The organism is Pseudoalteromonas sp. Ld19 (assembly GCF_045064135.1).
Taxonomy (GTDB): Bacteria; Pseudomonadota; Gammaproteobacteria; order Enterobacterales; family Alteromonadaceae; genus Pseudoalteromonas; species Pseudoalteromonas aliena.
This window is the reverse complement of the sequence record NZ_JBISHA010000017.1, coordinates 316,319-328,746: the sequence shown is the minus strand read 5'-3', so window position 1 is coordinate 328,746 and position 12,428 is coordinate 316,319. Positions and strand designations below refer to the sequence as shown.

General features: G+C 37.6%; 11 protein-coding genes. 7 read left to right on the top strand and 4 right to left on the bottom strand.

The features are described 5' to 3' along the window. Positions 1-27: 27 nt before the first annotated feature. Both ACJJVZ_RS06680 and queG read left to right on the top strand, forming a co-directional pair. Positions 28-1,248 (top strand): methyl-accepting chemotaxis protein, encoded by a 1,221-nt coding sequence (locus tag ACJJVZ_RS06680; RefSeq protein WP_405599175.1) that lies wholly within the window; start codon positions 28-30, stop codon positions 1,246-1,248. 117 nt (positions 1,249-1,365) lie between these two features. Beyond that, the gene (queG, locus tag ACJJVZ_RS06675; RefSeq protein WP_404935937.1) at positions 1,366-2,505 is read left to right on the top strand and encodes a tRNA epoxyqueuosine(34) reductase QueG; all 1,140 of its coding nucleotides are present in this window, start codon (positions 1,366-1,368) and stop codon (positions 2,503-2,505) included. 34 nt (positions 2,506-2,539) lie between these two features. On the opposite strand, the gene ACJJVZ_RS06670 is transcribed toward queG, so the two are convergent. The 3 genes from ACJJVZ_RS06670 to ACJJVZ_RS06660 form a co-directional block, all read right to left on the bottom strand. After that, positions 2,540-3,667: a PleD family two-component system response regulator gene (locus tag ACJJVZ_RS06670; protein ID WP_405599169.1), complete on the bottom strand. Its 1,128-nt coding sequence runs from the start codon at positions 3,665-3,667 to the stop codon at positions 2,540-2,542. Positions 3,668-3,718: 51 nt separating this feature from the next. Further along, positions 3,719-5,713: an ATP-binding protein gene (locus tag ACJJVZ_RS06665; RefSeq protein ID WP_405599166.1), complete on the bottom strand. Its 1,995-nt coding sequence runs from the start codon at positions 5,711-5,713 to the stop codon at positions 3,719-3,721. 116 nt (positions 5,714-5,829) lie between these two features. Next, complete coding sequence (locus ACJJVZ_RS06660) at positions 5,830-6,318, bottom strand: GNAT family N-acetyltransferase (protein WP_077535958.1); 489 nt, start codon at positions 6,316-6,318, stop codon at positions 5,830-5,832. A gap of 81 nt (positions 6,319-6,399) precedes the next feature. Here ACJJVZ_RS06660 and ACJJVZ_RS06655 point away from each other — a divergent pair, with 81 nt between their 5' ends. The 5 genes from ACJJVZ_RS06655 to ACJJVZ_RS06635 all read left to right on the top strand — a co-directional run bounded on the left by ACJJVZ_RS06655 (position 6,400) and on the right by ACJJVZ_RS06635 (position 11,982). Then, complete coding sequence (locus ACJJVZ_RS06655; protein ID WP_077535959.1) at positions 6,400-6,975, top strand: glutathione peroxidase; 576 nt, start codon at positions 6,400-6,402, stop codon at positions 6,973-6,975. 83 nt (positions 6,976-7,058) lie between these two features. Continuing rightward, a complete protein-coding gene (locus tag ACJJVZ_RS06650; RefSeq protein ID WP_077535960.1) occupies positions 7,059-7,340 on the top strand; it encodes a peptidylprolyl isomerase in 282 nt (93 codons plus the stop codon). Positions 7,341-8,131: 791 nt separating this feature from the next. After that, positions 8,132-8,482 (top strand): DUF2750 domain-containing protein, encoded by a 351-nt coding sequence (locus ACJJVZ_RS06645; RefSeq protein ID WP_007579911.1) that lies wholly within the window; start codon positions 8,132-8,134, stop codon positions 8,480-8,482. 98 nt (positions 8,483-8,580) lie between these two features. Next, on the top strand, positions 8,581-9,261 hold the full coding sequence (locus ACJJVZ_RS06640; protein ID WP_405599162.1) for a hypothetical protein: 681 nt from the start codon (positions 8,581-8,583) through the stop codon (positions 9,259-9,261). Positions 9,262-9,408: 147 nt separating this feature from the next. After that, entirely contained in the window at positions 9,409-11,982 is a 2,574-nt protein-coding gene (locus ACJJVZ_RS06635) for a M1 family metallopeptidase (protein WP_405599161.1), read from the top strand. A gap of 75 nt (positions 11,983-12,057) precedes the next feature. On the opposite strand, the gene ACJJVZ_RS06630 is transcribed toward ACJJVZ_RS06635, so the two are convergent. After that, positions 12,058-12,423: a hypothetical protein gene (locus ACJJVZ_RS06630; RefSeq protein ID WP_007579906.1), complete on the bottom strand. Its 366-nt coding sequence runs from the start codon at positions 12,421-12,423 to the stop codon at positions 12,058-12,060. Positions 12,424-12,428: the final 5 nt, after the last annotated feature.

Sequence of the window (12,428 nt, the reverse complement as noted above, 5' to 3'; positions counted from 1 at the left end):
AAATTAAAATCACAAAGGTTTATGGAAATGAGCGGTTTTATGAAAATTTATAACTACATTGAGCAAACCTTCTTTTTTACGTTAACTCGTAAAATTGTGGGAAATTTAAGTTTTGTATTTTTATTTCAAGCTATTACGCTATTTTGGCTATACCAAAGTTTAAGCGAGCAGAAACAAAGTACAGAGGGGTTTTGGTTACTCACGCTGGTAATTATTGCAGGCTTTGTATTTACGCTTTTTTATATGCGTTTTTTAATTGTTCGCCCTATTACTGCTATGCGTAATACGCTTATAAAAATCAATCAACAAGATGGTAATTTAGCCGCTAAGCTACCTCATTTTTCATATGACGAATTTAGAGATCTAAGCACACAATACAATGCATTTACTACTCATTTAGGCGAGTTGCTAACTACAACTTATTGCAGCGCTGAAGCAAGCGCTGATAGCAATAAAGCGGTTAGCGAATCAATGCAAAATACACAGCACTCAAGCGAGCAACAAATACATTTAAGTCGCAGTATTATTGACGCTAGTATGCAAATAACTCAAAGCTTACAAAATATCGTGAGTAATACCGACAGTGTACACAATGTTAATAATGAACATTTAGCGTTTGTAAAACTCTCAGCGAAGGAGCTTTCAACACTTGTTGAGCAAGTTAAATTAATTACCAATATGCTGGGAAATTTTTCAAATACGATCGCGGGTTTAAAAGAAAATAGCGAAAACATTCGCAGTATTTTGAAGATGGTTGAAGAGTTTTCAGATCAAACCAACTTATTAGCATTAAATGCGGCTATTGAAGCAGCAAGAGCCGGCGAAGCTGGAAGAGGCTTTGCGGTTGTAGCCGATGAAGTACGGACACTTTCTATAAAAGTAAGTGGCGCAACAAGGCAAATTAGCGATTTTATTACTCAAATGAATGAGCTAGTAAACGAGACAAATAAAGAGTCAGAGCAATTAATTACTCACTCCAACAATGCGCAAAATTCAATAAGCGCAACGTCTGATGGGTTTGGTAAAATGCTCAATGAGTTTGAGCATAATCAGCAACAATTACAGCAAATAGCCAGCGCTGTACATTTACTTGAGCAAACACAAAATCAAACTCACCAATCTGTTGAGCAAATTGTTGAGCTTGGTGAACATGCTAAACAGCTAATAGACACTGCATCGGCAGATTGTGAGCAATCCCAACAACTAAGCTTACACACTCAACAACAATTAAAACGGTTTGTGCTTTAACAATCGGTGGCTTATGAAAACGTGTTTTTCTTTAGAGGTTGAACTACTTTTAATCTACAAAGATAAACACGCCCGAGTAAATATGCTAAATTACGCCGCTATTTATTTAAGTGTGTGATGTGTGTGAGCAACCCGACCCCAGACTATAAAAAAATTGCCCTACAAATAAAAGCTTGGGGGTTAGAACTTGGCTTCAGTGAAGTGGGTATTACTGATATTGATTTAAGCCAGCACGAAGCACAACTTCAGCGCTGGCTTGATGCAGGCTTTCATGGTTCGATGGATTATATGGCAGCGCACGGTATGAAGCGCGCTCGACCAGCCGAACTTGTACCTGGCACTCAACGCGTTATTTCGGTAAAAATGAATTACCTTCCGCCCGATGCTGGCTTTGCAAAAACATTAAAAAATAAAGAAAAAGCCTATATAAGCCGTTATGCTCTGGGTCGAGATTACCACAAATTAATGCGTAATCGATTAAAAAAATTAGGCCAAAAAATAGAACAAGAAATTGGCGAATATGGCTTTAGGCCTTTTGTAGATTCAGCCCCTGTACTTGAACGTCAGTTAGCTGAAAAAGCAGGTTTAGGCTGGCGTGGTAAAAACTCCTTACTAATTAATCAAAAAGCAGGGTCGTGGTTTTTTTTAGGCGAACTATTTATTGATTTGCCATTACCTATAGACGCCGAAAACACCTTTGAGGGCTGCGGTAAATGTGTTGCCTGTATAACGCTTTGCCCTACGGGTGCGATTGTAGAGCCTTATGTAGTAGATGCTCGCAAATGTATATCCTACTTAACAATAGAACTTCAGGGGCCTATTCCAGAACAATATAGAGCACTATTAGGTAATCGTGTTTATGGCTGCGATGATTGCCAGTTAGTTTGCCCTTGGAATCGATATGGCCAAATTACTGATGAAAATGACTTTCACCCTCGCACACAATTAAAAGATAAAGACTTACTTGAGTTATTTGCTTGGGATGAGCCTACATTTTTAAAAAATACTGAAGGTAGCCCTATCCGTCGTATTGGCCACGAACGTTGGTTACGTAATATAGCAGTGGGTTTAGGTAATGCTGAGTTTAGCCCAGCTATTATTCACGCTCTTGAAGATAAAGGTCAACATTGCAGTGCGCTGGTTTTAGAGCATATTGAATGGGCACTAGCCCAACAAAATGATAAACAACGAGTTGCGCTTCGTAAAACGGCCAGATTGATCAGAATTGTAGAAAAAGGCTTACCCAGAGATGCATAACATAACTTGAGTAAACCTTTATATTGCGAAGTAGTTAACTTTTCAAAAGTAATGACAGATCTTGCTCTATTTCGGCAAAAGCGGCTTTAACTTGTTGAACTGATTCTTCCCTCGCAATTGATTTTTGAATTGTTTCATCCACTTTTTTATAGATGAATATTTCTTGATCTTCATCTAACCCCATAGTTGGGATCCTTACTTCTAGATCTTCTTGTAGCTGTTTAAACACTTTTTCATTATTTTTACGATTATCATTTAGTAAACTAATTAAGCCATGAAACTTACTATGCACAGCACTTGCCACCGAATTTAGTTTCTCTTGCTGAGACTCAAGCATTTGTTTAGTTAATATCGCACGCAATTGCTGCTCAGTAACACTAACAATAAAGCAAGCATGATCGCGAATACGCCCGTGTTTATCGGGATCATGGTCTGGCATATTTAAAATCAATAAACTAATAAATTCATAATTTACTAAAATTCGATGTGAGAACTCATGTAACCGCCCTTTATTTTTAAGCATCTCAAATAACTCAATAACAATAGGTGAACAGACTCCATGTAATGCAAAATGATCAATATTATTGTCATACCTAAACTCAACGTTACTCTGCAAGTCAAATGACTGCAGACAGCTTACAAGGGCCTTACCAAGCGTTTGTGGATCATTTATAAAACCTATATTTTCAACATAATTAACTATTTGACCCATTTCACTACTATTTGCCATTGCATTGAACGCTGTTGAGGTAGCGGCCTCAACCTGCTTCTCAAGGCTTTCTTTTTCTCTTAATACTTGGCTTAAGTTATTTAATTTTGACTTAAGCTCATTATGCCCAAATGGCTTGACAATATAATCCTCAGCGCCAACAGAGTAACCTTCCATTCGCTCCTCAACCGTCCCCCTTGCAGATACAAACATAACAATTATATGCGCCGTATTTGGATTAGATTTTAGATTTTTACACACTTCGTAGCCATTCATTTGTGGCATACTCACATCAAGTAAAATAACTTGTGGCATATATTCTTCAACCATGCCCAAGCATTCAGGGCCGCTCGTGGCAACTTTTAATTCAAAATCAAGAGACTCTAAAATTTCTTCAATTATCTCTAGGTTAAAAGGTTCGTCGTCAACTGCAAGAATTTTAGTTAAAGCCATAATATTTTATCCATTCAAATTCTAGAACGTTATTGTGTTTGCCAAGCAATTTCAGCTACTTTGCTGTGCTAACTCTTTATTTGCGGAGTGTTTATCTTGCTTGATCTTCAGTGGAACTTGTATACAAATCGTTGCTCCACCATTTTCGTTATTAAGAGCTCTGATATTGCCTTGGTGCAAGGAGACAAACTCTCTACATAAAGCAAGCCCCAAACCAGTCCCACCTGCGCCACTATTTGTTTTACTGCTTTGTACAAATTTAGTAAAAATATATTCAAGTTCATCCTCTGGTATACCAACTCCATCATCAATAACTTCTATTATGGCAAACCCATTGTCTGACTCTAAGCTGACAGTTATTTTACTTTTCCGATCGCTAAACTTTAGTGCGTTACCTAATACATTTCGTAATAATTGATTTATTTGCTCTTCGTCACACTGCGCAATAACGGCTGTAGGCTGAGCTATAAATACAATTTCAATTTCCTTTTCCATTGCAGTACCTGCAACATCATCAATACTCATTTTAATAATATTGGCTAAATTATTTGACTGAGGATTAAAAGGAAATTTCCCTACATCAAGTTTAGATAAGTCGAGCAAATTATTAAGCAAAGAAAGCAATCGCTCTCCACTACTTTCAATACGAGATAAATATTTTAAAAGTTTTTCTTTTGCTAGATCACCTGCTTCTAGTTTATTTAAACCAAAACGCGCAAAGCTTAAAATTGAATGCATTGGGGTGCGTAGTTCATGTGACATATTTGCTAAAAATTCTGATTTACTTAAGTTTGCCGCCTCAGCAACATTTTTAGCATGCTCTAACTGCGAAGTACGCGCTCTTACTTGCTCTTCTAAAATATCTTTTGCTTCAAGTAGCAGCTCTTCTTTTTGCTTTAAATGTGTGACGTTTTTAAATATTACCGCAAGTGCAATTTCGCCATGATGATCTATTTCATTAAATGACCCCACAAGTGGTATGCACCCACCCGCTGTTTTTGATAAGTATAGATCACAACTAAATTGCCGATTACTGTTCAAAGTGGATATTTTATCTTTAATAATTGCGCTTGAGTCTGAGTCTAAAAAATTAAAAACCGACTTATTCTCAAGCTCATTAAAGGTCAAATTAAATAACTTTAAACACGAATTATTAGCTTCAATTACGTTACCATCACGCTCAAATAGCATAATCGCATCAGGTGTGTTTTTATAAATAACTTGCAGTAAGCTGTCTTTTTCAATAAGCGCATCTACTGTATCTTGGAGCCTTTCGACGAGCTCAGTATTGTGCCTTTGCAATAACTCGGTTTGCCATAATTTATGTACCGACTGCAAAAGAACATTATCATTAAGTGGTTTAATTAACACATCTTCAACGCCTTGACGAATTGCTTCTATCATCGAAACTTGATCTGAGCGAGAGGTAAAGAGCAAGCAACGGCAACGGGGGTGTTCAACTTTTAACTTAGAAAAAATTTCAAGCCCCGTTGTATCGCCCAAACTAAAATCACTAATAAGTATATCTAAATCCCTATTTGTAACGACTTCCAACGCTTCTTCAAAGTTAGTGGCTGTATATGTTCTTATGTGCGCGCCCACTAAGCTGTTTTTCATATTTTCGAGACGTTCAGGTATATGGTCCACTAATAAAATGGTTGGTAATTGAAGTATATGATTTGAGCCTATTTCTAACAGACTTTCTAATAAAGACGTAATTTCTTTGTTTGAAAAAAACGGGTAAACCACTGTTGCATTAGGCACAACATGATTGAGCTCACTAAATGTAGTAAGCTGCTGGCCACTTTCAGCTTTTGGAGCAAGAAGCATAAAACGCTCTTGCGGTACTTTTTCAACTAAACATATTATTGCAGTGACAGGTACGCCGTGTGCTATGACAATTAAGTCGTAGCAACTCACATTGGTATACATTTTTAGCATAGAAAAATGAATTAATTCGACTTCACAGCCAATTAATTCTAAAAGTACCTTTACGCGCATAGCGATTACGCTGCTGCTATCTACAATTAATATTTTCCGAATCATCAAGCTACACTTACAGTTAATTAACTTAATATATAAATAGCGTAGTCTAATATTATTGGTTAGCACATTTTCCCATATATATTTACAAGAAAAAAATAACTATATAGTGGCGGGATTTATTGCAAATGTTTTCCAAAAATCGTTAAGCTGTATAGCTTCCCATCCATAATGGCAACATTAGGAAGCTCTCCCCACACTGCAAAATTAAAGTGCTTAAATAGTTTAACACTTGGTAAGTTATGGCTAAAAATAAAGCCCAATAATACTTTAATATTTAATTGTTTAGCTTGGGTTTGTGCAAAATTCATTAATTTTTTACCCAACCCTTTACCTTGTGCTTTTGCGGTAATGTAAATACTCATTTCAACAGTACCATCGTAGGCTGGACGACCATAAAATGATTTGTAACTTAACCATGCCAATACTTGGTTGTTTTCACAGTAAACGTAAATTGGCCGTTCTGCGGTATGACTATTAAACCAATCACGCTTTTCTGCAACAGTTACATTTTCTGTATCGGCGGTTACCATCCGCCCAGCAATAGTTTCATTATAAATGGCGACAATGTCGCTAAGATCATTAATATTTGCTAAACGAGTGGTCATAAGTGATTACATGGTTGATCAATTTCCCCTATATTAGCGTATCATCATCAACTCTAACAATCGGAAATATAGGCGTTCGTTATGCTAAAAAAAGTTATTATAGGGCTCAGTATTTTATTTATAACAGTTAACACACAAGCTAAAAACACCTTTAATAGCAATGAGCAATCAGAACAAACCTGCACAGACTTTACCAATGTCGATATTCGTAAACTGCGCTCTGAAGAATCTATCAATTTATGTCAATTCAAAAATAAACCGCTGTTAATAGTAAACACAGCCAGTAATTGTGGCTTCACACCTCAGTTTAAAGATCTGGAAACACTATACCAACAATATAAAGAACAAGGGTTAGTCGTATTGGGGTTTCCTTCTGATGACTTTTTTCAAGAAGAAAACGATGAAAAAGACACAGCTAAAGTTTGCTTTATAAACTACGGAGTTACTTTTCCTATGTTTGCTACCAGTGAAGTACGTGGCAGCAACGCAAATCCAATCTTTAATCACTTAAACGCACAAACCAGCTCTCCTAACTGGAACTTTTATAAGTACCTTGTGTCTGCGGATCGTAAAACAATATTGCGTTTTAATAGTAAAATGTTACCAAATTCAGAGCAGATGATCTCAGCAATTGAAACTGTGCTTTCTGAGAAATAAGTTTATACTGGTACAATTAGTTGAAACTAACTAGAATGACATTTCATTAGGTTAAAAAAACACCAAATATAAGCGGAGAATTTATGACAGTGGCAAGCGCACGACACATCCTAGTAGACAGTGAAGCACAATGTTTAGACTTAAAAGAAAAAATTGAGCAAGGTGAAGCTTTTGCTGAGTTAGCAAAAGCACATTCTAATTGTCCTTCTGGCCAAGACGGCGGTGCCCTTGGTGAATTTGGTCCAGGTATGATGGTACCAGAATTTGATAAAGTGGTATTTTCTGCACCAATTAATGAAGTACAAGGCCCAGTGCAAACACAATTTGGTTATCATTTGCTTGAAGTAACCAGTCGTTCAGAATAATTTGATACATACCATTTATTAAAAGCCGCTCGTGCGGCTTTTTTATTAAATACCCATGCAGTCGAATTAGAACTTGGGCACAATAAAATAACGTCAACCTAGGGCGTGTTGACCTTTGTGGATTGAAATTTGTTCAATCTAGGGGCGATTTAATCGCGGCGCGAGGTTTGTAACCTAGTGGGCTAAGTAAAAACCGAGCAACAAAGAGTTAATCGTCCCTAGAAAGAACCCAAAGGGCAGCGCATGTTTGGTATCTATGCTGCGTTATCGCCTATTTATGGGGAACAACCACACATCACAGGCTCTGCCTTGCCTAAATACCAAACAGTCTGCTGCAAAATCAATCGCGAAAGGTCAACACGCCCTAGGGGCTGTTGATATTTAAAGTATACTTTTTAAACAAACGCCCCCTAATCGAGCAAATAAAAATCCTCCCAAAAACAACCTATTTAAATCGACGCTATGTTCACGCTTATTAACTCTAGCTCCATAGTGCGCTTTTTGCTTCAATAAGCCAGCCAAAGCTAATTGCATCAAATTAGCGATAAGTTTTCTAACTTACAAACGAACCGACTGAGCAAATATTAAACTGTTTAAATACTGATTTATGTGATCAAGTATTTAAAAGCTGTGAATACCTCAACATCAGTTTATACTACCTACTTGATTTGCTTTCGCGAACGGACTGACTTTAGTCAGCATCCAAAGCGTATTGCTTTTTATAAGCAATACAGCAAGCACTAAGCGGCAATAGATACTAATTCTCGTCACTAATTTAAAAAGGTAAACACATGAGCGATATCGAAATTGAATCACAACTGGTTAACTTCGTAGAAAAAGTACGTGTTAGCGAAGTAATTTGGGCACTCGGTGCAGAAGATAATGGCTTTGTAGTATGTGATTCTAATCAATTTGACGAAACTGACGTGTTACTACTTTGGGAAAGTGAAGCAGCAGCTAAAGCGCAATGTAAAGAAGAATGGAAAGACTACAGTCCTGTAGAGATCAACCTTGATGAATTTTTAGATGCATGGGTTGAAGACTTAAATGAAGATAATGCACTGGTTGGTATTAACTGGAATGATGACCAAGTATGCGCAGAAATTGAACCAACAGGCTTAGCTCGCGCACTGAGTGAGTAATACGCCACCTGCTTTATTTTTAAAGCGAGTAAACCCAACTAGCATCAACTGTTAGTTGGGTATAAGATAAAACACATCATTATTTTCAAGGTATTACGTTGAAAACCCATCTTGGTCGCCGGCCTTTTTCTGCCATGGAACTACACACGCTTTATAATGGATATATATACGGTGATTTTAAGGTTGCTCGCGAACAAGCGAAACATTGGCATTTTTGGCTGCCTTTAATTGCTTACTATAGTGGCGCTTACAGCGATGAGGTTGGTTGCTTAACACTTGACGATCTATCTGTTGAAAAAAACATTCTGTGCTTTAATTTTCATACACATGGAAAAATAAAACCTCGTTTGGTCCCTGTACATCAAGCACTTATAAATGCTGGTTTTAATGAATACATAGCGTTTATTAAATCGCAAAATCAACACCGGTTAATGTTCGATTTACCGGCTAAAACGGGTAGGTACAGTGAAAAAGTACGCATTTGGTTTTCAGGTGAAGGTGAGCGAGCTGGCTACTTACAAAAATGTGATATCCCAAACGTAGATCAACTCGGTATGAAAACAGCAATAAGCAGCCTGCGCCTTAACTTTGAACAGCAAGTTCGTATATATGCCCTACAAGCCAGCTCTAAAGATGCCTTCAATTATTTAATGGGCTTTAGCGAGTATCAACACGATACGTTTAACGACACCACTTTGCTAAATACTGTTATTCAACAACTACGTACCATTAATACTAATTTAAGCTGGCAGCGCTTTATAACACGCGAAAGTCACTGACAAACGTTGTTACTATTTCCCCTTAATGTCACCGTTATAATCAATTACTCTATTTAAAAAAACTGTTAGGATATCTAACCCCTAATTATATGAGCATAAAAAAGCCTGTTTAGGGTAGTTTCTAACAACAACAATCTAGGGAACACTATGTTTTTTAAAAGCCTTTTAACAGTGAGCGTTGCACTGGCAATGAATGCTGCACACGCTAACGAATTCGTTATCGAAAAACTCGCAAAACCAAGCTCACAACAGGTGTCGTTAACGCTCGACCCAAGCCAAGATACATTTACAGGGATGACTGAGATTTCCCTAGAAGTACTAAAACCAACAAAATACATTGAGTTAAATGGCGTAGCTTACGCTGTTAAAATGGCGCAATTACTTGGCGAAGAAAATTGTGATTTAAACAACGAAATGCTTAAAACAGGCAAAGTGAAATTTAGTTGTGACGAGCAAATTCAACCAGGTAAATACACACTAAAAGTAGATTTTTCAGCGCCGTATAATCGTCAGAGTGTAGGCCTGTACAAAACGTTAGATCAAGGAACGCCTTACTTATTTACTCAATTTGAGATGAGCGACGCGCGTCGTGCGTTTCCTGTATTTGACGAACCAAGCTACAAAATCCCATTTCAGTTAACAATTACTGCGCCTACATCACAAAAAGTATATGCCAACACACCAGAGCTTAAAGCAATCGTTAATGGCGATATGACCACACACTACTTTGATAAAACGCCGCCAATTCCTTCATACTTAGTCGCTATGGCTGTTGGCCCGTTTGAAGAATTAGAAATTAAAGGTATGCCAATTCCTGGTCGTGTAATTACTCCGCAAGGTAAAATTCATTTAGCCCAATACGCAAAAGAAAACATGCCAAAAGTACTGAACGCACTTGAAGAATACTTTGGCATTCCTTATGTATATAAAAAATTAGACTCTGTTGCAGTGCCAGAATTTCCATTTGGTGCAATGGAAAATTCAGGCTTAGTAACCTACCGAGAAGATATTTTATTAGTTGATTTAGCCGCTGCAACACGTAGCAAAAAACAGCGCAATGTATCAATTATTGCTCACGAACTTGCTCATCAATGGTACGGTAACTTAGTCACCATGAAATGGTGGAACGATTTATGGCTAAATGAAGCATTTGCTAGCTGGATGGCTGCGAAAATTACTAAGCAGCTTAACCCTGAGTTTGAATCGCACTTAGACCTGCCACAAAACAACGTAATGGCACTTGATGCGCGTTTAAGTACTAAGCCCATTCGTAAGCCAATAAAAACTGAAGCCGACATTATGGACGGTTTAGGTCTTGCTTACAGCAAAGGTAGCTCAGTACTTGCGATGGTTGAAAACTGGATTGGCGAAGACGCGTTTCAAAAAGGAATTCAAAGCTACTTAAAAGAATTCTCTTACAAAAACGCAGAAGCGGCTGATTTATGGCAAGCACTAGGTAAAGCATCAAATAAAGATGTCGCAGGTGTTTTAAAATCGTTTATTGAACAGTCTTCTTTCCCACTTGTTAAGGTGACCCAACAAGGTAGCAAAGTAACGATTTCACAAAGTCGCTTTGTAAACGCAGGTGTTGATGCGCCAGAACAATTATGGAATGTACCTGTTGCTATTAAATATGGCGCTGGCGATAAAGTAAAAACAGCGAATGTATTACTTAATAAACAAAGCCAAACGCTAGATTTAGACTTTGAACCAGAATGGATTTATCCTGATCAAGGTGCACTAGGCTATTACCGCTGGGTAATGGATGACATGCAATTTAACGCACTTATCGATAATGCAGCAAGCGTATTGACTGACCGCGAGCGTTTGGCGTTATTATCAGCCACTGACGCGCTACTTGATGCTGGTGTTATATCTGCGGCTAAGTTAATGCAAACACTTGAAGTATTCGCAAGCGATAACCACCCTCGCGTAGCAAATACCGCATTAGGTTACTTAGTATCGCAACAACGTACGTTTAAAGACGATAGCAATAAAGACCTATGGCCTGCATTTATTCGTGATGCAGTTACTCCTGCAGCTAAAAAATATGGTTTAGAGGCAAAAGCTGGAGAAGATGGTGCTATTGCACAACTTCGTGCGGCGGTTGTATCACGCTTAGGTTTTGATGGTGAAGATCAAGTTATAATTAATAAAGCCAAAGAGCAAACGCAAGTGTATTTAAACAACCCACAAAAAGTAGATCCTTACTTAGCGGGCACTTATTTAAGACTGGCAGCTTTTCATGGTGATAAAGTATTACTTGATCAGTTTATGACGACATTTAAAACCACAAAAGATCCACAAGTACGCACTAATATGCTTGCTGCAATGGGCTTTTTTGGTAACCCTGAGCTGCAAAAATCCGTTTTAGCTTACAGCTTAACGGATGAAGTAACCGCCTCTGATATGCGTACTATTTTGTCTGGTCAAAGTTACACAGACGAACGCCAAGCATTGTTTATTGACTGGATATACGCCAATTACGATAAAGTAACAACAAGCTTGCCACCGTTCTTTGTACCTAACTTACCGTACTTTACAACCGCAAGTTGTAATGCAAAAAGCTTAGCTAAAACACAAGACTTTTTTAACAAAAAAGTGGCCGATGTAGCAGGTTATGCACGTACGTTAAGTAAACTTGAAGAAAGCACAAATGACTGTATCGCACTTAAAACTCGCGAACTAGAGTCGGTTAATAGTTTCTTAAAAAGTAAGTAATTCTTAGTGATTAAGCTATAAAAATACAAAAGCCGCTGAATATAAATTCGGCGGCTTTTTACTTTTTATATAAAATTAGTTGCCAATAATCATTGTAAGCTTGGCTATAAAATCTTTGGCTGCTTGCTCAGAGTTTATTTTAAATGCCACACCGTAGTGAATAGGTTGGGCGCTTTTAAAAATACGTGTCGGGAAGCGTGTCATCTCGCTGCTATGAAAATACCCTTGCGCACGTGTTACGCCATCAATATCACTAAAATCATCGCTAAATACTTCAAATGCAGGGCGAATTACTATTTTACCTTTGCCACTTTCACTATGAGTATAAAAAGCTTCTTTAGAGTTTACTAACATGTATTCTGCAATATTTTTAATCTTAAAATTACTTCTGCATTGTAATTTAATAAGCTGCTCTGTCAGCTCGTCTGCACTATAAGCCACGTGTA